The 19,947-nt window shown below is 61.3% G+C and carries 17 protein-coding genes; 12 read left to right on the plus strand and 5 right to left on the minus strand.

Annotation, left to right across the window (positions count from 1 at the left end; translation table 11 throughout):
* Positions 1-67: 67 nt before the first annotated feature.
* On the plus strand, positions 68-619 hold the full coding sequence (locus RBB49_RS18030) for a TetR family transcriptional regulator (RefSeq protein ID WP_306144255.1): 552 nt from the start codon (positions 68-70) through the stop codon (positions 617-619).
* Positions 620-648: 29 nt separating this feature from the next.
* Here the strand turns inward: RBB49_RS18030 and RBB49_RS18035 are convergent, their stop codons facing one another.
* Positions 649-3,324 carry a DUF6493 family protein gene (locus RBB49_RS18035; protein ID WP_306144256.1) on the minus strand — a complete coding sequence of 892 codons (2,676 nt, stop codon included), beginning with the start codon at positions 3,322-3,324 and terminating at the stop codon, positions 649-651.
* Positions 3,321-4,589, minus strand: a complete 1,269-nt coding sequence (locus tag RBB49_RS18040; protein ID WP_306144257.1) for an SWIM zinc finger family protein — start codon at positions 4,587-4,589, stop codon at positions 3,321-3,323. Before RBB49_RS18040 ends, RBB49_RS18035 begins: the two co-directional genes overlap by 4 nt.
* A gap of 428 nt (positions 4,590-5,017) precedes the next feature.
* Between RBB49_RS18040 and RBB49_RS18045 the strand changes: the two genes are divergently transcribed.
* The 3 genes from RBB49_RS18045 to RBB49_RS18055 all read left to right on the plus strand — a co-directional run bounded on the left by RBB49_RS18045 (position 5,018) and on the right by RBB49_RS18055 (position 8,912).
* Positions 5,018-6,679, plus strand: a complete 1,662-nt coding sequence (locus tag RBB49_RS18045; protein WP_306144259.1) for an alpha/beta-hydrolase family protein — start codon at positions 5,018-5,020, stop codon at positions 6,677-6,679.
* A 202-nt stretch (positions 6,680-6,881) separates the two neighbouring features.
* Positions 6,882-7,871 (plus strand): flagellar motor protein MotA, encoded by a 990-nt coding sequence (locus RBB49_RS18050; protein WP_306144260.1) that lies wholly within the window; start codon positions 6,882-6,884, stop codon positions 7,869-7,871.
* 6 nt (positions 7,872-7,877) lie between these two features.
* Positions 7,878-8,912, plus strand: a complete 1,035-nt coding sequence (locus RBB49_RS18055) for a peptidoglycan -binding protein (RefSeq protein WP_306144261.1) — start codon at positions 7,878-7,880, stop codon at positions 8,910-8,912.
* A 37-nt stretch (positions 8,913-8,949) separates the two neighbouring features.
* Here RBB49_RS18055 and RBB49_RS18060 read toward each other — a convergent pair whose 3' ends face one another.
* The 3 genes from RBB49_RS18060 to RBB49_RS18070 are packed head-to-tail and all read right to left on the minus strand — an operon-like array spanning position 8,950 to position 11,301.
* Positions 8,950-9,798, minus strand: coding sequence for a 3-methyl-2-oxobutanoate hydroxymethyltransferase (locus RBB49_RS18060; protein ID WP_306144262.1), 849 nt, complete (start codon positions 9,796-9,798; stop codon positions 8,950-8,952).
* A gap of 25 nt (positions 9,799-9,823) precedes the next feature.
* Complete coding sequence (locus tag RBB49_RS18065; RefSeq protein WP_306144263.1) at positions 9,824-10,438, minus strand: HD domain-containing protein; 615 nt, start codon at positions 10,436-10,438, stop codon at positions 9,824-9,826.
* Positions 10,435-11,301, minus strand: coding sequence for a phytanoyl-CoA dioxygenase family protein (locus tag RBB49_RS18070; RefSeq protein WP_306144264.1), 867 nt, complete (start codon positions 11,299-11,301; stop codon positions 10,435-10,437). The genes RBB49_RS18065 and RBB49_RS18070 overlap by 4 nt, the downstream gene beginning before the upstream one ends.
* Positions 11,302-11,397: 96 nt before the next feature.
* Here RBB49_RS18070 and RBB49_RS18075 point away from each other — a divergent pair, with 96 nt between their 5' ends.
* The 8 genes from RBB49_RS18075 (at position 11,398) to RBB49_RS18110 (ending at position 19,910) form a co-directional block, all read left to right on the plus strand.
* On the plus strand, positions 11,398-12,288 hold the full coding sequence (locus RBB49_RS18075; protein WP_306144265.1) for a LysR family transcriptional regulator: 891 nt from the start codon (positions 11,398-11,400) through the stop codon (positions 12,286-12,288).
* Positions 12,289-12,424: 136 nt separating this feature from the next.
* Positions 12,425-13,546 (plus strand): ring-hydroxylating oxygenase subunit alpha, encoded by a 1,122-nt coding sequence (locus tag RBB49_RS18080; RefSeq protein WP_306144266.1) that lies wholly within the window; start codon positions 12,425-12,427, stop codon positions 13,544-13,546.
* The gene (gene betC, locus RBB49_RS18085) at positions 13,543-15,078 is read left to right on the plus strand and encodes a choline-sulfatase (RefSeq protein WP_306144267.1); all 1,536 of its coding nucleotides are present in this window, start codon (positions 13,543-13,545) and stop codon (positions 15,076-15,078) included. The genes RBB49_RS18080 and betC overlap by 4 nt, the downstream gene beginning before the upstream one ends.
* Entirely contained in the window at positions 15,075-15,869 is a 795-nt protein-coding gene (locus tag RBB49_RS18090) for an SDR family NAD(P)-dependent oxidoreductase (protein WP_306144268.1), read from the plus strand. Before betC ends, RBB49_RS18090 begins: the two co-directional genes overlap by 4 nt.
* Positions 15,866-16,801: a 3-keto-5-aminohexanoate cleavage protein gene (locus RBB49_RS18095; protein WP_306144341.1), complete on the plus strand. Its 936-nt coding sequence runs from the start codon at positions 15,866-15,868 to the stop codon at positions 16,799-16,801. The genes RBB49_RS18090 and RBB49_RS18095 overlap by 4 nt, the downstream gene beginning before the upstream one ends.
* 12 nt (positions 16,802-16,813) lie before the next feature.
* Entirely contained in the window at positions 16,814-18,232 is a 1,419-nt protein-coding gene (locus RBB49_RS18100; RefSeq protein ID WP_306144270.1) for an aminobutyraldehyde dehydrogenase, read from the plus strand.
* Positions 18,232-18,966, plus strand: a complete 735-nt coding sequence (locus RBB49_RS18105) for an SDR family NAD(P)-dependent oxidoreductase (RefSeq protein ID WP_306144271.1) — start codon at positions 18,232-18,234, stop codon at positions 18,964-18,966. The genes RBB49_RS18100 and RBB49_RS18105 overlap by 1 nt, the downstream gene beginning before the upstream one ends.
* Positions 18,966-19,910, plus strand: coding sequence for a 3-hydroxyacyl-CoA dehydrogenase NAD-binding domain-containing protein (locus RBB49_RS18110; protein ID WP_306144272.1), 945 nt, complete (start codon positions 18,966-18,968; stop codon positions 19,908-19,910). The genes RBB49_RS18105 and RBB49_RS18110 overlap by 1 nt, the downstream gene beginning before the upstream one ends.
* Positions 19,911-19,947: the final 37 nt, after the last annotated feature.

Below are 19,947 nucleotides of genomic sequence, written 5' to 3' on the forward strand. Positions count from 1 at the left end.
ATAAGGTGCGGAAAAACGAAAGTCAACAGTCGTTGACAAAAATATTCGTGGCATCTAGATGAGACCCATGAGCAAGTCTACCTCCACCAAGGCAAAACTCGTCGCTGCAGCCCGGGAACTGTTCTGGACACGCGGCTATTCGAACGTCTCGGTCCGCGACATAACCGGAAAGGCAGGCGTGGATGCCGCGCTTGTGTCCCGTTATTTCGGCGGCAAACAGGGGCTTTTCGAAGCAACCCTGGCCGAGATCCCGCCATGGGACGCATTGACCGCGTCGTCAGACGAACTGCTTGCAAAGGCCGCCGAGAGCTTTGCACATCCGTTTGACCCCGAAGCCGACGCCACGAATGTCTTTACCATGCTCCTGGCAAATGTGATTGATCCGGAAATGGGCGGCATGATCCGCGAACTGGTGCAGGCGAAACTCGCCGATCCGCTCACAAAAAGGATCGACGGACCTGGCGCGCGCGAGCGCGCTGCGCTGCTGCTTTCCGTTTTGTTCGGTGTTGCCCTGATGCGCAAGAACTTCCAGCTTGAAGGCCTTGCCGGCAAGTCACCGGAACAACTTCAGGCGGAGATCATCCGGCTCGGCCGGGTCGCACTCGAATGCAGGGACTAGCACCGGGACGAAGTCCGGGCCCTTGCCGGTCATGCCGCCTCTTTTGCAAGCGTCAGCAGTTTCTTCGAGAACTTTGCGGTCTTGCCGCCACCGGACAAGGACGCAAGACAGCTTAGCGTTTCCGGCCGTTCGGGCGCGGTGCCCGCATCGACATGAAGCTCGTAATAGAGTTCCAGCATGCCCCCGAGATCGCGCGGACATTCTTCCGGCGCAAAGTCAAGGATCGAACCGATCGTCTCGCGGACATGACGCGCCGCACCTGCCTCGGCCATGGCAGCGAACCCCCTCGTCCATCGGGTCGTCGGCAAGGCTCCCGAGAGCAGGAAAACCTTGATTGCGTCAGCGAAGTCGCCGATGGCGAGACGTCCGTTGTTAAGGGTTTCCGTTGCCGCTTCGGCTGCAAGCGACGTCACCGACTTGTCTTCGACCGCCATGTAGTAAGCCAGCACCCCTGCCCTCAATGGACCGACGTCCGGGCCCGGCCGAAAAAACGGTTCAAGATAGGCCCGCGTGTGGTTGTCCGTAAGCTTCTGCCAGACGTCCTGGTGGAGGAGCGCCTGCCGGAAAAGGAGATCCGGTGCGCCTGGCCGTGCGAGCGACGCCCAGGCAACATCGGCAAACGAGTTGCCGCATCGGCGAAGCATGATGGGCGTTTTGCTTTCCTTGCGGGAAAAGACCGATCGCAGACCGCCTCCTTCGCCTTCAACCTCCGGCGCGATCGGCACGGTCACGTCGACCCAGAAATACGCCCCGCACTTGCTGTCCTTGCGCACAACATCGAGTGTCATCTTCGCCGGCACGCCGCATTCCGGATAGGTTTTTCCAAAAAGCCCGGCAACGCGGCTGTCTTCACGAACCGGCCTGCGCGCGCACCACGCCGCCGCCCATAACTCGGGCGTTGGCCCGATATCGACATCTTGACCAATTGCATAGGCGAAGGCGCGCTCTGGCTCTGAAGCCATGGAAAGACCAGCGGGACTGCCCGGTGTATCTGCATTGAGCCGCATGAGCGCGAGGGATAGGTCGGCCGTCCCGGGCGAGGCGCCTGCGGCCGCATAGCGCTGCAGCCGGTCAAGCAGATCTGCTGCCTTGATCGCACCGGAAGTGTCGCCCGGCAGGGAAAGCAGCGGGAGCGATTCACCGGCCAGAACCCGGTCGAGCATTTCGCCGTTCCGCGCAAGATGCAGCGATTGAAGTCCGGTCTCATCAACAAGAGACGCGCTTTCACGCCCGTCCTCTTCCCTTGCAAGGGCAGCGAGCGGCTGGCCTTCGCAAAGCCCGCGCCCGGTCAGCGCGAGCACGGCCCGCACACCAACACCGCCCGGTCTTGCCCAGAGCTGTCCGGCGCGTTTTTTCAGCGGCGAAAGGAGTGTGCCGTTTCCGCGCAATTCAGCTCCGAACCGCGAAATACCGTCAGCCGCACGCTCAACGTCAAACGGGTCACGGGGCGTTTCAAGCACGGAAAGGAACAGGGACAGCGCTTCGTCGGCGTTTTCAACCGGTGATATCACCACCGCCTGCAACGGCTCGGCGGGAACAGCGGCCGCGTGGGCGCCGGGCTGAGCCGTCCCGCCGGCCATGCCGGCAATCCGGTTGCGCAGGGATGGCACGACAAGATCGGCGTAATCGGCAAGAAACGGCTGCACGCTGCTTTCATTGCCATCGCTCAGCCTCTCGATGAGATCCAGCGCCGTTTTTTGAACGCCCGCATCTTCGGACACAAGCGCCTGGGTAACGGCCTTCAGAGCCTCGGAGCGGGTCTTCTGGTCGCGCGTGCACGCCCGGTCAACCAGTTTCAGTGCGGCAAGAACCGACCCCTTCGAACGCGCCTGAAGGGCAGGTTCAAGACTTGTGAGCAATTTGGCCGGTTCCAGCGGGGAAGACTTGTCGGCGGCCTGAACGAATTTCAGCGCAAAAGACACCGTGGGTGGAACGGAGGATGACAGAAGGCCGAGATAACGGTCGGCACGCGCGGCAATTTCCTCCTTCGTCGGCGCCAGTGCGGTGTGGAAGCGGGAGTACCAGCCGGCACGATACTGGCCGAAGTCCCGTTCAAGGGCATCGAGCGACGCGTCGAGAAGCCTCTGACGGTCGAGCTTGCCCGCCTCTGCATAGCCGATCAGCCGGTCGGACCAGGTGGGCGTACCCTGTTTCGCGAACTTGTCATGATTGGCGAGACTGAACTCACCGCCGCCCTCGACTTCGAAAAACCGCCACACATCTTTGGAAAGCAGGACCTCTTCGTCGACGCCCCAGCGTTCGTGCCAGATCCCGTAGTAACCGAGAATAATGCCATCGCTTTCCGGCCTCACTGCGAGGCCGTCCTGCCAGAGTGGAGCGGCGTTGCCGATGGCATGCGGATTTTGCTCAACAAGGTGGTCGACAAGACCCTGCGCGAAATCCAGCTCAAGGCCCCTGAAGACATCCTGGATCGGAACAGAGGCAGGCATTGGAACGAAACCGAGTTTCTTGAGCTCCGAAAGGGTTGCCGTTGCATAGAGCCCAACAATGACGGCATCGCGGTCACGCGGTTTTGTGGCTTTGTCCCCGCGCTGCTCGAATCCGAACAGCACATGGTCCGAATAGAGCTTCGCGACAGCTTTCGCATGGGGACGCCGGTCGGCATGCGGGATCGCGGCGAGGCTTTCAAGCGCGCTGCGCGCCTTCTGCTTCGTGACAATCGAGATCAGTTTTTCTTCGCTCACGCCAACCTCTCAAGTTGCATTTCAACCGCCAGCACGTGCTTGCAGGGTCCTCTTTGACGTCCGTGTTTCGAAAACCACGGACAAGTGCAGCGCCAGCCCTGCGCGTCCCGGTCAACCTTGTGAACGACGTCTTTGCTTGCGACCTCTGCTCCGAAGGGTGTCATCGTCACAGCATTCGCTTCGCAAAGGTCCCGGGCTGCCTTCAGCCTTGGATTGAGATCGTCCAGCGGCGCAAGATCAAAGGGAAGAACGCGGTGGAAATAACCCATCCGGCCGAGATCGAACCCGACGAGGCCTCTGGCTGCGAGCTCCGCCAGAGCATCTTCGACAATGTGCGTTTCAAGACCTGTTGCCGATGAAAGTGCCGGGACGTCGATACGGTCCTGCCAGTTGAGCTGGGCCCGGATCGCCGCGACCGCATCGCTCGAGGATGACACCATCGCGGACAGGGTGCCGCCATCACCTGAAAACCCGCGCCAGGGCTCCGCGTTCAAAACCAGCCAGAAGCGCTGACTGCCGAAATCAAGCGACCACGCGCTGGCTCCGGTTGCCTCTGCGCTGAAAACATCCATTCCGCCGGAACGGCTGACCATGGCTTCCAGGAGGCGCAACCGGTGAGCACCGCGCAGCAGGACAGCCCCGTCCGCCGGGCGCGAGGACACGGCGGCAATGCCGCCGCGCACGCTCACCCATCGGGCGCTGTCGTCCTTGCTCCGGGGCAACGTCCGCAGGAAACGCTGCGCGGCGATCCTGGACAGATGGAAGGCCGGCTGCATTTGCGCCTGGGCAACCTGTAACTCGGCAAATCCCCTGATCCAGCGCAGCGGCAGCGGCACCTTGCGTTCAACAACGGTTGTGTCGTCGCGCGTGATGCCGACGGCATCTTGCGAAACAGTTATGTCGAAATCCGTATCGCGACCGACATTCGCCAGCGCGCCGCGAAGCTCCGCTCCGAAGTCGACATTCGTAGTACCGTTCCGGGAATGGCTGACTTCCAGTGCATCCGGCGTCAGATCCATCCTGGCATAGGCGCTGCAACACGCGGAAAATCCCTCGAAGCGCACCGCACCGGGGCTGACAGTTACCACCGGATCAGCCTCGCGCAGGATCTTCGCGAGCATCCCCGGCGGAATGTAATAGCGTGCGGCCACCGTCTCGGAGACCGCGCGCAACCCCTTTGCAGTGATGTCGGGATAGAGCGCCCGGGCGCTCAGGAAATGTCCGGAGTTCGATGGAGACACACCCCTGTCAGTCGCAAGGGTCAACCGGGTTCTGCCGGCATTTGCGTGAACCCCGGACGACGCCGCATATCGATAGGTCTTGTCGGTCGCGGGCAAAACTGGACATCCCGTCAAACAAAATCAGCAGAGTGTCTTTTGGCGCATTTCAATTAAAACGGGATGAAAATAAATCCTAACAATTGTCATAATTTCCGAGGCTTGGAGCGCTTCATGAGACATCGCCCGCCCAAGCACCCCGGTCCCGTTCCGCTTTTATCCTGAAGCCGGGAACAACGCGGTACGAGGACACCTCTTTCCTGTCTGTGCAGGCGAGATTTGTCTTAACTTTCAGGCGGCTTACGCTAAGCTTTCCCGAGTTATGTCTTGGCCGCAGCTGCGAGAGGGTCACCGGAACGGCGGTTGTCTTTGGGTCGTAGACTCCGGGTACAGAAAAAAGAGCGGGGAAGCGCGTGATGGGTTGGGTTCGCTCACTGGTGACGGGATTGTCGGTCCCCTGTCTCATGCTCGGGCTTCTGTTCTTTGCGGCTTCTCTTACCCCGTCCCTGATACCGCGCGGTCCGCTGGTTCAGGGCATACTCGGCGGTATCGTGATCGCGCTCGGTTATCTGCTGGGCAGGATCGTCGACCTGACCTGGCAGGCTGCGGACCTGCCGCGTCTTCGCGGCAAGGCCGCCCTGACCGCCAATCTTGTGCTGGCAGCGGCCACGCTTCTGTTCATCCTATGGACCGCAACATCCAGTCTGAAATGGCAAAATGAACTTCGCGTCAAGATGGGTCTCGAACCGGCGCAAGCCCAGCACCTTGTAACCATTCTGGTCAGCGCCACGCTCACATTCATCGTGGCATACCTGATCGGAGCCCTGGTTGTGGCCCTGTTCCGCTGGATCCGATCGCGTTTCTATCGCTTCATGCCGGCGCGCAGAGCCAATGTTCTCGGTGTCGTGGCGGTGATCCTGATCCTGTTCGTGGTGACGCGCGACGGCATTCTCGATCGCGTCGTAACAGGGCTCGACGAAAGCTACGAAACGGCGCAACAGCTCTTCGATGCCGCCCCGCCGCCACCGGATGATCCGCGAAAGTCGGGATCTTCCGCCTCCCTGATAGACTGGGCAGCAATGGGAAAGCCCGGACGCGATTTCGTGCAGTCCGGGCCTGACAGGGAGGCAATTTCCGCCTTTACCGGCAAACCGGCCCTGGACCCGATCCGTGTCTATGTTGGCCGGGCCAACGCAGAGACGCCCGAAGAACGGGCCAAGCTGGCGCTGGAAGAACTCAAGCGGCTGAACGCCTTTGACCGCGAGGTCCTCATCGTCACCAGCCCGACCGGAACCGGCTGGATGGACCCCGGTTCCCATGACCCGCTCGAATACATGCACAACGGCAACATCGCGACGGTCAGCGCCCAGTATTCCTACCTGCAATCCCCGCTTGCCCTGATCCTGGAAACGCGCACCGGCCTCGATCAGGCGACAGCGCTTCTGGAGGTGGTTCACGATCACTGGAAAACCCTGCCGAAGGACAGCCGACCAAAACTGTATGCGCACGGCCTCAGCCTCGGGGCCTGGTCGTCAATGTATGGAACCAACCTGTTCCGCATGGTCGGTGATCCGATTGACGGTGCATTCTGGGCAGGCCCGCCGTTTCCATCCGATCTCTGGAACTACGTTCAAAATGCGCGCAACCCCGGAACTCCCTGGGTCTTGCCCACAATCAATGACGGTTCGCTTGTCCGCTACGCTTCGCATTATGCCGACGCGTCGGAGGCCCCTGCTGACTGGGGCGGCATGCGCATCGTCTTCCTGCAGTATTCCAGCGATCCGATTGTTTTCTACGACCCCTTTTCCCTTTGGCGCGCACCGCCGTGGATGAACGACCCGCCGGCTCCCGATGCATCGGAGCACCTGACCTTCATACCGGTCGTCACCCAGTTTCAGCTCGCGCTCGACATGGCACTGGCTTTCGGCGCACCGCCCGGACACGGCCACGCATACTACGCTCAGGATTACATCGAGCCCTGGGTTCAGGTAACAGCTCCAAAGGACTGGACGGACGCGGACACGGAACGGCTCAAGGCCCATTGCGACCTGGGCTTCCAGAATGGCTGTTCCAATTGAGCCTGTCCTGAAGTGGTCAGTCCCGAGCGGCGATTCGTGCCCGCGTGGAAGACCCGGCCGAGAGGGACGGCACCCTGGCGGATGCGTGCGATTCCAAGCTTTCCAGACATTATTACCCTTCCACCGCGATAAGAGGTTTCCAAGGCGTTAAAAATCACGCTATCAATTAGTTACCTTTGAAACAGGCGATTGATTGCACAATATGGCCCGTGAATTTGATCCGTACAGTCTGTCCAGCCCGAGGGCATATCTGACCTTCATGATCATCTTCCTGGTGATCGTTGCCTTCATCGCTTTCATCCTGTTTCCGCAGATTTCCGTCGCCTTCATGAGCAACCCCGGCCTGAACGGGCTGATCGTGCTGGTGGGTGTGTTCGGTGTCCTGCTGCTGTTCGGCAGGGTCATCCGGCTGTTCCCTGAAATCGCTTGGGTGAACAGTTTCAGAATGGGTGACCCGGCGCTCGATACCCGTTCTCCCGTTTTGCTGGCGCCGATGGCGGCGCTCCTCGGCAACAAGGCCGGAGACATGGCGCTGACGCCGACGACCGCCCGCTCCATTCTCGATTCCATCGGCATGCGCCTTGAGGAATCGCGCGAAATGTCCCGATACCTGACCGGCCTGCTGGTTTTCCTGGGACTTCTCGGCACATTCTGGGGCCTGCTTCAGACCGTGAGTTCCGTTGGTGCCACCATTCAGTCTCTCGATGTCGGGTCGGGTGACGCCAACGTGATCTTCGAGGATCTCAAGGCCGGGCTGGAAGCGCCGCTCTCCGGTATGGGCACCGCGTTTTCATCCTCGCTTTTCGGCCTGACCGGGTCTCTCGTTCTGGGTTTCCTCGACCTGCAGGCGGGACAGGCCCAGAACCGGTTCTACAACGAGCTTGAGGACTGGCTGTCCACCGTCACGGACATCGATCCGGAAGACGGTCTCTTCAATGCGCCCGACGCGCCCGGCGTCGAACAGATACAGGCCTCGATCCAGACGCTTCAGAAAAGTGTCGAGGACGGTGGCGGCAAGAACGCCGCCCAGGCCATGGCCAATCTCGCTGAAGGCATCCAGGGCCTGGTCAAGCATGTCCGCTCCGAACAGCAGATGATGCGGGACTGGGCGGAAGCCCAGGGCGAACAGCAGAAGCGTATCGAAGGGCTGCTGACCTCGATTTCAGCCGCGTTCGATCGCGCGAAGGAGTAACGTCGGATGGCCGCAGGATTGCGCGCCCGTCGCCGCGCCCAGACAACGGATTACTGGCCCGGCTTTGTCGATGCGATGGCAACCCTTCTGCTTGTCATCATCTTCCTTCTGTCGATTTTCATGATCGCGCAATTCTTCCTGTCACAGCAGCTTTCCGGACGCGACACGGTGCTCAACCGGCTGAATGCCCAGATCAGCGAACTGACGGAACTGCTGGCGCTGGAACGGGCGGCGTCCGGCGAATTGGAAGACACGATCCTCGGTCTGCAGGCGAACCTCTCCGATGCGGAAGCGGAACAGAGCCGTTTGCTGGGACTTCTGGAAAGCAGTTCCGGGGCCGCCGATGCCGCCGGCGGGCGCGCAGCGCAACTGGAAAACCTCTTGGACGACGAACGCCAGGTCAGCCAGGAAGCGCTTGCCCAGGTCGAACTGCTCAATCAGCAGATCGCCGCGCTCAGACGCCAGATCGCAGCGGCCAATGCAGCCCTTGAGGCCTCCGAAGCCAAGGAAGCGGACAGCCAGGCCAAGATCGCCAGCCTCGGCCGCCGGCTGAATGCCGCGCTTGTCCAGCGCGTGCAGGAACTGTCTCGCTACCGGTCGGACTTCTTCGGGCGGCTGCGCGAAATCCTGTCGCAGCGATCCGATATCTCGGTGGTCGGTGACCGCTTCGTATTCCAGTCCGAGGTTCTGTTCGATTCCGGGTCCGAAGACATCAACCCCGCCGGTGAGCAGGAACTGGAAAAGCTGGCAGATGCCATTCAGGAACTGAGCGCGCAGATCCCCGATGAGATCAACTGGGTGCTCAGGGTCGACGGGCATACCGACGCCCGCCCGCTGTCCGGCACCGGGCGCCTGCGCAACAACTGGGAACTGTCGGCGGCGCGTGCCATTTCCGTTGTCCGGTATCTCATTGAAAAAGGCGTTGACCCGAAGCGCCTTGTCGCCGCCGGGTTCGGTGAATTCCAGCCTCTGGAAGAAGGCGAGGAGCCCGAGGTTCTCGCAAGGAATCGCCGCATCGAACTGAAACTCACCGAGCGCTGACGAATTTCACGCGTAAAACGTCAATCACCCGGCTCGTTCACCGATGCGTCGGTGTCCACTTGTCCAGCGCTTCAAGCATCTTTTCATGTTCGCCCGCGCGCATGCCGATATTCGTCTGGCTGTAAGGGAAGTTCCGAGCGGTGACTTCGGCGTGGAACTTGCCGAGTGCGGCAACGCGTTCCTCGTGGATCTGCTTGTGAAGACGCCCGACATTGCCGAAGGCATAGGCGTGCTTCGGCGGCGTTTCCTCTTCGCTGGCCTCGCCGCAGATATCGGCAACAAAGGAAAAGACGGCATCGCCCGCCTTTCCCGATCCGAGTGAAAAGGTGACGACCGATGTCTTATCGTTGATCACCGCCAGAACTTCTTCCGCGATACACTCCGCTTCCACGGCGAAGACGCCTGCATCTTCCATGCGCTTGAGCGTTTCGAAGATCTTCATCGCCTCTTCCGCCGTCCGGCCCCAGGCGCGCAAGCCGCCGCAATGATGGCTGAAAGTCGGGATCAGGCCGATGTGGCTCTGCACCGGTATCCCGTCGCGCGCCATCCTCTCCATCACATCGAAGGAGCGAAGTGTGTAGTACATGTCCGCGCCGCTTCGCATGGTCTCGTAGGCGTGGGCAACGATTTCATCGTCCGAGCCGAACTGGGCCCAGCTGGATCCGGCACCGGTGAAATGATACGGCGCGATGCGCCGGACATCCTCCATCTGGTCGGCTCCGACAACAAAAAGGTCGATGCCTGCCTCGACACAGGCCCTCAATTCATCATTGTTCGCCGGATTTGCCATCGACAAAGTGCGCCCGGAACCCTTCAGCGCCCGCAGGTCGGCCACGGTGTAGTTGCGCTTCGCCGGGTTCCGGCTGAAGTCGTAGATCCGCTTCATGGTTTCAGGTCCTTTTCCCGCCTGCTCAAGCGCGGGCGAGCTGCGCCGGAAGGCCGGTAATCTCATTTTCGCGGATCACGGCAGGGTCGTAGGCCTTGCGGGAGAAAACCTCGCGCACCATCGGCTCGAAGGTCTCCATCGGTTCGCTCACGTAGTCCGGGTCGAAACTGGACTGGTCCCAGTGTTCGCAAAAGGCCGCGCATGTGTCGAACAGGGGATGGTCACGATAGCGGTCGCGCGCATTCCTGTCCCAGCCGTAGTGATGACCGAAATAGAGCGTCTGGAAGATTCCGTGATGCTCGACCGTCCAGGCGACTTCCCATCTGACGAAGGGGCGGATCACTTCCGCCGACATCTTGTCGTGGTTTTGAGGTGCGAGCCCGTCGCCGACATCGTGCAGCAGGGCGCCGACGACCCAGTCGATATCCGCGCCGTCCCGGAGCGCCCGGGTGCCCGACTGAAGCCCGTGCTCAAGACGGGTGATCTTGTAGCCTTCAAGCGTCGCGTCCCCCGCCCGGCGCAACTCCTCCAGCACGCGGTCGGCAGTCAGGGCAAGAAACGGTTTTTCCAGTTTTTCCAGAAGCTCGTAGTCTTCCTTCGTGCCGTCTTTCATTGCAGTGAAGCTGACGGTCTGGCTCATGAGGCGTCTCCTTTTGCATACAATCCGACGGTCTGCGCGGCGCCTGCCGCGAGCGTCTCGGACTGACCTGCGAGGATACGATCATAAAGCGCAAGGTCGGCAGGATGAAAGAGCCCGCGCGGACCGGCGATGCAGTCCCAGCCGCCACGGGGTGTTTCACCGCGGACCGGCATGGCCCAGTCCCGGCCCGGCGCATGATCGCGCACGGCGGGTGTCACATAACGGATGGCCAGCCCGATCCGGCGGTCGGTGCTGTTGTTTGCGCCCGACGCGTGAAAACAGCGCCCGTGGTGCAGCGACATCTCCCCGGGCCGCAAGGGCCCGTGCACGGCAGCGGCCTCGTCGACACCGGCAATCGCTTGTCCGCGGGACAGAAGATTGTCCTTGTCAAACGTATCCTCGTGATCGGCGATGCGGCCCTTGTGGCTGCCTGGAATGAAGCGCATGCAGCCTGCCTCGATGGAAACATCTGAGAGCGCCACCCAGGCCGTCACCTCGTCATCGGTCTCCCCCATGCCCCAATAGGTAATGTCCTGGTGCCAGGAGACCGTTTTCCTGCTCCCCGGTTCCTTGATGAAAAGTTCCACCGACCAGGCCAGCAGATCCGGCCCGAGCACGCTTTCGACCGCATCGAGAATGGCGGGTGTGCGGGCCGCATCGGCAAGCATCGGGACAACGACATGTCCGTTGACCCGGAAGAACTGGGAAAGATCATGCCCCCCGGCACCCGCTGAATGTTCAGCCTCCAGCGCTTCGATCTGCCGGCGCAGATACGCGGCTTCGGTGGCGGAAAAAACCGGAAGACCGGCCACAAACCCGTTCTGGCGATATTCGCTGAGATGACTTTGTGTGAAATCGAGCATCGTGATCTCCTCCATTTCACCTGAAGCTACAATTTGCGCCGGCGTTGAAAAGACAGATCTCTTGCCCGCCAGGATAAGCTCAGCTTATCCTTGATCATGACCAAACGCATTCCTTCGCTGAACTGGCTGCGGGTGTTCGAGGCCGCTGCCCGTTCGGGCAGTTTCGCAAGGGCCGCCGAAAGCCTTGCCATGTCGCCTCCGGCCGTGAGCCAGCAGATCCGGGCCCTTGAAGCGCATCTGGGCCGGCCGCTGTTCGAACGCGCGGCCGCAGGCGTCAAACTGACGGAAGCCGGACGAAATCTTTTGTCTGTTGTCGGCGACGCGCTTGGACGGATGGAAATGGCGGCGGCCGCGCTGGCCGCCCCCGGCGCACCGCCTCTTGTGGTCGGTGTTTCCATGGCGCTCTCCGTGGGTTGGCTCGTGCCGCGCCTTCACAGGTTCACATCGGCTAATCCGGACGTTTCACTGGAGCTTTATTCCCTTCTCGGACGTCCGGAAACGCCACCTCGAAATGCCACGCTCTGGATTGCCTTCGGCCCGCCGCCGCCAGGAACAGACGGGGAAACACTTTTTGGCGAACGGCTCCAACCGGTCGCCCATCCCGAGATTGCCGGAAGTATCGGCACCCTGGACGATGCCCTCGCACACCGGCTGATCGAAGTTGCCGATCACCGGCGCAACTGGGCACAGATCTTTGGCAGCGATGTCCTTCCGGCCAATGCGCAGGTGACTTATGTCGACACCACGCTGAGCGCACTCGCACTCGCCGGTGCACGCGGCGGCATCGCATTGGCACGCCCGCCGGCAAGTGACGATCTGGTGGACCGGTACGGCCTTGTGCCGTGCCTGCCCGGCTTCGATGTGCGCGGGATCGAGGAATATCACATCCTTCACCTGGCCGGTGCGCCGCTGGATTCCCAGGCGAGGACCTTTCTGTCCTGGATCGGCGCTGAAGCCGCGGAAACAAGACGGAAACACGATCTGTAGAACCGCCCCGGCGCGGACCATACCCATCGGGCGTCGCAGCCGACTGGCGAAAAAGGATAAGTTTACGGCTAGAAATATCTATTGCCGACTGTCCGTTGAAGGCAAGCTTGAAGCAAGAGTACGGGAGGGAAACGGCGTGTCCGACACAACAGCAATCGCATACGGCTATGACCGCGATCCGTCGCGCTCCAGCTCGCTGCAAGCAGCAGCTTATGTGGAACCGGACTGGTACAGATCCGACTTGAACGCGATCATTGCCCGGACATGGCAATGGGTGTGCCATGTCGAGAAGACGCGCGAACCGGGATCTTATGTAACCGTCGACATCGCGGGCCATCCGATCGCGGTGGTGCGCGCAAAGGATGGCGTTTTGCGCGCCTTTTATAATGTCTGCAAACACCGGGCCCACGAACTCCTGTCCGGCGAAGGCACCACCACGCGCATCATGTGTCCCTACCACGCATGGGTTTACCGCCTGGACGGTCAGCTCGCCCGGGCGCCGCACACGGAGTCGCTTCAGGACTTCAACACCTCGGACATCTGCCTTGATGAAGTCCGGGTCGAGGAATTCTGCGGCTTCGTCTTTGTTAACCTGGACCGTCAGGCGGCATCCCTTTCAGAACAGTCCGGCGATCTGGAAACCGAGATCAGGCACTGGGCGCCCGATATCGATCAACTGACCTTTGGCCATCGCCTCACCTACGACATCAAGTCGAACTGGAAGAACGTCGTCGACAATTTCCTGGAGTGTTACCACTGCCCGACGGCGCACAAGGATTTCTGCGATCTGGTCGATATGGACACCTACAAGGTGACGACACACGGCATCTATTCCAGCCACATGGCGGACGCGGGAAATGCCGCAAACAGCGCCTATGATGTTTCCAATGCCAGCGTCAGAACCCACGCCGTCTGGTGGCTCTGGCCGACCACATGCCTGATGCGATATCCGGGCAGGTCCAGCATGATCGTGCTCAACATAATCCCCATCGGGCCGGACCGCACGCTGGAAACCTATGACTTCTTCCTGGAAACGCCCGAGCCGAATGACATGGAACGTGACGCGATCCGCTATCTCGATGAAGTTCTGCAGGTGGAAGACATCGCGCTTGTCGAAAGTGTCCAGCGCGGCATGAACACACCGGCCTTCACGCAGGGCCGCATCGTTCACGATCCGGACGGGTCGGGCAAATCGGAACACGCGGTCCACCATTTCCACGGCCTTGTGCTGGACGCTTATGCAAGGGGCGCCGCGTGACGCCGCCCAACATCGTCGTGGTAATGGCGGACCAGCTGGCGCCGCACTTTACCGGCGCCTACGGGCATCGGCTGGCAAAAACGCCGCATCTTGATGCACTCGCCGCGCGCGGCATGCGCTTTGACGCGGCCTATTGCAATTCACCGCTTTGCGCACCCTCGCGCTTTGCCTTCATGTCCGGCCAGCTCATCAGCCGTATCGCCGCCTATGACAACGCTTCGGAGTTCAAGGCCTCCATCCCGACCTTCGCGCACTATCTGAAGGCACTCGGCTACCGGACCTGCCTGTCCGGCAAGATGCATTTTGTCGGACCGGACCAGATGCATGGTTTTCAGGACCGTGTAACCACCGACATCTACCCGTCCGATTTTGCCTGGACGCCCGACTGGGAAGCCGCGGATGAGCGGATCGACAAGTGGTATCACAACATGCAGACCGTCAAGGAAAGCGGTGTTGCAAAGGCCACCTTCCAGATCGACTATGACGACGAGGTCGGTTTTGCGGCCCGCCGCTGGCTGTTCGACCGCGCGCGCGACAGGTCAGCGGGCGCAAACGCGCCTTTCGCGCTGGTGGCGAGCTTCATACATCCCCACGATCCCTATGTCGCCCGTCCGGAATGGTGGAACCTCTACGAGGATACGGATATTCCGCTTCCCGCCGATATCCCGCCCCTGGAAGATCAGGATCCTTTCTCACGCAGGCTCATGGACGGGATCGAAGCGTCTTATGTTCCCTTGAGTGACGAGGACGTCCGCAGGGCGCGCCACGCCTATTTTGCAAATGTGAGCTACTTCGACAGCAAGATCGGTGAGATCGTCAGCACCCTCGAAGAGATCGACGAACTGGACAACACGGTGGTGATCGTGACGGCGGATCACGGCGACATGCTCGGCGAGCGCGGTCTCTGGTACAAGATGAATTTCTTTGAGCATTCCGCCCGGGTACCCCTGGTCATGGCCGGACCCGGCATTGCCAGAGGCCATGCCTCAAACGCGTGTTCGCTCGTCGACCTGCTGCCGACCTTCCTGGAGATTGCGGGCGGCCGGGAGGACATGCTGGGAGAACCGATCGATGGCCGCAGCCTGTTGCCTCTTGCGCGGGGTGAACACGATCCCGTCGACGAGGCGATCGGCGAATACTGCGCCGAAATGACGGCCCACCCGGTGCTCATGATCCGGCGCGGTTCCATGAAATACATTCACTGCGACAGCGATCCGCCGCAGCTCTACGATCTGGAACGTGACCCCGGCGAAAGAACAAACCTGGCAAGCGAACCGCAATTTCGCGACATCGCTGCCCGTTTTGCCGAAGACGTTGCCCGGCGCTGGGACGGAGCGGAGCTGCGCCGCAAGGTCATGGCGACCCAGAAGTCCCGTCGCGCACTGCACGCCGCCATGGAAGCAGGCGCGGGCGAAACGTGGGACTACAATCCGCCTTCCGACGCCAGTCAGCAATATGTCCGAAACCACATGGACTGGACCGTTGCCGCCAATCGCTACCGCTATCCGCCGTTGAAGGAACACGAAGAATGATGCTTGAAGGCAAGAACGCCCTCGTGACGGGCGCAAGGGGCGGTATCGGCCGAGCCATCGTCGCCCGTTTCCTGAAGGAAGGGGCAAAGGTCTATGCGGCCGACCTCAGCCCCGAAGGCTCACTGCACACGCCGCAAGACGACGGCAGCCGGTTTCTCAAACTGGATGTCACCAGCGAACCCGACGCAGTTGCTGCCATGAAGCAAATCGGAGACGAGGACGGCAAGCTCGATATCCTTGTGAACGCCGCCGGTATCGAGATCGAAAAGACGATTGAAGAGACGTCGCTTGAGGAGTGGAACCGGTCCTTTGCGGTCAACGTGACCGGCACCTTCCTGACATCGAAATATGCGCTTCCGCTTCTGCGCCAGGCAGCGCAATCGGGATCGAGCGCCAGCTTGATCAATTTCGGCTCATATGACGGCTTCATCGCCGACCCCGGCCTTGCCGCCTATTGCGCCACCAAGGGCGCCGTCCATGCGCTCACCCGCGCGATGGCCTGCGATCACGGGCCGGAAGGCATCCGCGTCAACGCGATCTGCCCCGGCTACATCGACACGCCCATGCTGCAGAGCTTCTTCAACGGAGACGGCTCGGGCGGCGATGGCGGCAACATCGAGACCTTGCAGCAGGCCGTCCGGGACGTACACCCGATGCGCACCTACGGAACGCCTGCGGACATCGCCAACCTGGTCAACTGGCTGGCCTCGGACGAGGCGCGGTATGCCTCCGGGCAGCTCTGGGTTCTCGATGGCGGTCTGTCCGCCCAAGTTCAGCAGATGAGGCTCTGATGCCCAGATCCGTTATCATTACCTGTGCACCGACAGGCGGCATTCATACCCCGTCCATGTCGCCTCACCTGCCTGTCACACCGGCAGAAATCGCAACCGCGAGCATCGAGGCGGCCGAGGCCGGCGCCTCCATCATCCACCTGCATGCACGCGATCCCGAGACCGGCAAGCCCGATCCAAGACCGGAAACGTTCAACCAGTTTCTTCCGGTGATCAAACAGTCGACCGACGCGGTCATCAATGTCTCGACCGGCGGCGGTCTTGGCATGACGATGGATGAACGTCTTCTGGCGGCAACGACGGCCAGCCCGGAGATGGCGTCCCTCAACATGGGATCGATGAATTTCGGCATTTTCCCGATGCTGCAGAAATACACCGAGTTCCAGCATGACTGGGAACGCCCGTTTCTGGAAATGACCGAGGACTTCATTTTCCCCAACACGTTCCGCACGATCCGCTACGCGATCGAGAAGCTGGGTGGTGACCACGGAACCAAGTTCGAGTTCGAGTGCTATGACCTCGGCCACCTCTACAACGTCAAATGGTTTGTCGATCAGGGACTGATCAGGCCGCCATTCTTCATTCAGCTGGTCTTCGGCATCCTCGGGGGAATGGGTGCCGATGCGGACAACCTGTTGCATCTGCACAAGAAAGCGGACGAACTCTTCGGACCGGAAAACTATGAATGGTCGGTGCTTGCCGCCGGGCGGCACCAGATGCCCTTCGCCACGCAGAGCGCGATGCTCGGCGGAAATTTGAGGGTTGGCCTGGAGGACAGCCTCTTCATCGGCAAGGGTGAACTTGCAACCTCCAACGCACAGCAGGTCTCGCGCATTCGCGACATTTTGGAAAATCTTGGCCTGACCCTTGCGACACCGGCGGAAGCCCGTGAAAGGCTGGCGCTCAAGGGTGGCGACAAGGTCGGCTTTTAGGGAGGATCGGATATGCAGACGCGCATGTTGATAAATGGCGAGCTGGTTAAAGGAACCGGCGAAGGGCTTCCTGTCCTGAACCCCGCCAGTGAAACGACCATCGACGTTGTGAAGGAAGCGGGCGAGGACCAGATCGACGCCGCCGTCAACGGCGCCGCCGAGGCCTTCGAGACGTTTTCGGCGACCTCTCCTTCAGAGCGGTCAGCGCTGCTTCTGCAGATCGCCGACGTGATTGAACAGAACAGCCAGGAGTTGGCGGAACTGGAAAGCCTCGACGTCGGCAAGCCCTGGCCGTCCGCTCATGACGACGAGATGCCTCTGACAATCGACGTCTTCCGGTTTTTTGCAGGCGCGGCCCGGACAATGACAGGCTCGGCGGCGGGCGAATACATCGCCGGGCACACCTCCATGATCCGGCGCGATCCGGTCGGCCCGGTTGCCGCGATTGCCCCCTGGAACTATCCGCTGATGATGGCCAGCTGGAAGCTGGCAGCCCCGATCGCCGCCGGCTGTTCCGTGGTTCTGAAGCCGTCCGAACTCACACCGCTATCAACCCTGAAGCTCGGCGAATTGCTGCAGGACGTGGTCCCAAAAGGCGTCGTGAACATCGTGCACGGGCGCGGACCGACCGTCGGCAGCACGCTGATGAACAGCCCCCGGATGGAAGCAATCAGCGTCACCGGATCTCCGGCAACGGGCATGGCCGCCATGCGGGCGGCCTCCAGTCAGATACGGCACGTCCACCTGGAACTCGGCGGCAAGGCCCCGGTGATCGTTTTCGACGACGCGGATCTGGACGCGGTCGCCGAGACGATCCGCTATGGCAGTTATTTCAACGCCGGTCAGGACTGTGCCCAGCCCTGCCGCGTATTGGTCGCCGACAAGGCTTATGACCGCCTTGTCGCCGCCATCGCCGATCAGGTCGGCCAGATCAGGACCGGTGCACCCAAGGATGAGGGAACCGAGATGGGTCCGCTCGTGTCGGCGGCACAGAGAGACAGGGTCGCCGGTTTCGTTGAACGCGCCGGATCAAGCGCCGAGATCGTAATGGGTGGCAACGAGGGCAGCGGGCCGGGTTACTTTTTCGACCCGACGGTCGTTGCCAATGTCGACAATGCGTCGGAAATCGCCTGTGACGAGGTCTTTGGTCCGGTCGTGACGGTGTCGCGGTTTACCGATGCCGAGGCAGCCTTGAAGATCGCCAACGCGGGATCTTATGGTCTGGCGTCTTCCGTCTGGACCCGCGATGTTGGCCTTGCCATGCGCATGACTTCCAGATTGCGCTACGGCTTCACCTGGGTGAACACCCACGGCATGGCGACGCCGGAAATGCCCTGGGCCGCGATGAAAGGCTCAGGCACTGGCTGCGACATGTCCGTCTATGCCCTCGACGCCTATACGTCGATCCGCCACGTCATGGTCGCGCACTGATGCGTCTGGCCGGAAAGAAAGCCCTTGTCACAGGTGGCCGGCAGGGCATCGGCAAGGGCATTGTCGACGCCTTTCTTGAAGAAGGCGCACATGTCACCGCCTGCGGCCGGGGTGAAAAGCCCGCCGGATATCCGGCCGATTGGCTGACACTGGATGTTGCAGACCCGGATGCCGTCGCAGCCGCGGCAACTTCGCTGAGCGCACTCGACATTCTGGTCAACAATGCCGGTGTTCAGGTTGAAAAGACCGTTGTCGACAGCACGGATGCGGACTGGGACCACGTGATGAACACCAACGCACGCGGTGTGTTCAACACCTGCCGCGCCTTCATTCCCCTCATGCGTGATGGTGGATCGGTCATCAATATCGGTTCGATATCGGGCAATGTCGCCGACCCGTCGATGGCGCTCTACAACGCGTCCAAGGCCTTCGTCCATGGGCTGACGCGCTCCATCGCGGTCGATCACGGCCCGAAGATCCGCTGCAACGCGATCTGCCCGGGCTGGATCGAGACAGGAATGCTCGACGCAGGCTTCGACCTCGCAGGCGATCCGGCAGGAGCGAAGACGGATGCACTTCAGCGGCACCCAGTGCGGCGTTTTGGCCAGCCCCGCGACATTGCCGCCATGGCGGTCTGGCTCGCCTCGAACGAGGCCGGCTTCGCCACGGGTCAACTTTTCACCCTTGACGGTGGCATGACCGCCGCCTCGCCGCTCAATCCGGGACTGTTCTGATGAGCCAGATTTCAAAAATTTCGGTCCTGGGTGGCGGTGTCATCGGCGCGAGCTGGACCGCCTTGTTCCTCGCCTCCGGACGCGATGTCACCGTCTATGACACGGCTCCGGATGCAGAGAGCAAGGTGAAAAGCTACATCGAAACCGCATGGCCGTCGCTCGAGGCGCTCGGCCTCGCGGGAAGCACAGCGCCGGGAGAGGTTTCGTTTGCAAAAACCGCTGCGGACGCGTCAGCAGACGCGGACTTCGTTCAGGAGAATGTTCCCGAACGGTTGCCGATCAAACATGCGATCTACAGCGAAATCGAACCGGTGCTGTCAAAAACCGCGATTGTGTCGAGTTCCACATCCGGCCTGACACTGGAAGCCTTGCAGGAAGGATGGCAGAACCCGGCGAACTTCGTTCTCGGTCACCCGTTCAATCCGCCGCATCTCATCCCGCTTGTCGAATTGACGGCCAACGAGAAGACCGACCCTGCGGCACTGGATGCGACGGAGGCCTTCTACGAGACAATCGGCAAGGTCACGATCCGCATCAGGAAAGGCATGCCGGGTCATGTCGCCAATCGCCTGCAGGCCGCCGTCTGGCGCGAGGCTGTTTTCATGGCGGTCGAAGGCGTTGCCAGCGTGGAGGATATCGACAAGGCGATGTGGGCTGGACCGGGTCTGCGATGGGCCGCGATGGGACCGACAACGCTGTTTCATCTCGGGGCAGGCGATGGCGGCCTTCAGGCCTTCTGCGATCATTTCAGAGACACCTTCAACGGCTGGTGGGATGGCCTCGGCGACCCGCGCCTGGACGATACCGTGATCGAAAAGCTGGTTGCCGGCATGAACGAGCAGGCGCGTGGACGAAGCCCGCAGGAGCTGTCCGAGGAGCGGGACAGGATGCTGGTCGCACTGCAGGCCGCGACCCGGGCCCTTCGGAAGCAGTCCGCGGATTAAGGATTGCCGGGACGTTGTCCGCCCGTTTCTCGCGCTG

Origin of the sequence: Roseibium sp. MMSF_3412, assembly GCF_030733265.1 — a bacterium.
GTDB lineage: Bacteria > Pseudomonadota > Alphaproteobacteria > Rhizobiales > Stappiaceae > Roseibium.

What these genes read in the sequence shown, in the direction of transcription:
- RBB49_RS18030 (WP_306144255.1), top strand. Translation starts at nt 68, where the DNA reads ATGAGCAAGTCTACCTCCACCAAGGCAAAACTCGTCGCTGCAGCCCGG.
- RBB49_RS18045 (WP_306144259.1), top strand. Translation starts at nt 5,018, where the DNA reads ATGGGTTGGGTTCGCTCACTGGTGACGGGATTGTCGGTCCCCTGTCTC.
- RBB49_RS18050 (WP_306144260.1), top strand. Translation starts at nt 6,882, where the DNA reads ATGGCCCGTGAATTTGATCCGTACAGTCTGTCCAGCCCGAGGGCATAT.
- RBB49_RS18055 (WP_306144261.1), top strand. Translation starts at nt 7,878, where the DNA reads ATGGCCGCAGGATTGCGCGCCCGTCGCCGCGCCCAGACAACGGATTAC.
- RBB49_RS18060 (WP_306144262.1), bottom strand. Translation starts at nt 9,798, where the DNA reads ATGAAGCGGATCTACGACTTCAGCCGGAACCCGGCGAAGCGCAACTAC.
- RBB49_RS18065 (WP_306144263.1), bottom strand. Translation starts at nt 10,438, where the DNA reads ATGAGCCAGACCGTCAGCTTCACTGCAATGAAAGACGGCACGAAGGAA.
- RBB49_RS18070 (WP_306144264.1), bottom strand. Translation starts at nt 11,301, where the DNA reads ATGCTCGATTTCACACAAAGTCATCTCAGCGAATATCGCCAGAACGGG.
- RBB49_RS18075 (WP_306144265.1), top strand. Translation starts at nt 11,398, where the DNA reads ATGACCAAACGCATTCCTTCGCTGAACTGGCTGCGGGTGTTCGAGGCC.
- RBB49_RS18090 (WP_306144268.1), top strand. Translation starts at nt 15,075, where the DNA reads ATGATGCTTGAAGGCAAGAACGCCCTCGTGACGGGCGCAAGGGGCGGT.
- RBB49_RS18100 (WP_306144270.1), top strand. Translation starts at nt 16,814, where the DNA reads ATGCAGACGCGCATGTTGATAAATGGCGAGCTGGTTAAAGGAACCGGC.
- RBB49_RS18105 (WP_306144271.1), top strand. Translation starts at nt 18,232, where the DNA reads ATGCGTCTGGCCGGAAAGAAAGCCCTTGTCACAGGTGGCCGGCAGGGC.
- RBB49_RS18110 (WP_306144272.1), top strand. Translation starts at nt 18,966, where the DNA reads ATGAGCCAGATTTCAAAAATTTCGGTCCTGGGTGGCGGTGTCATCGGC.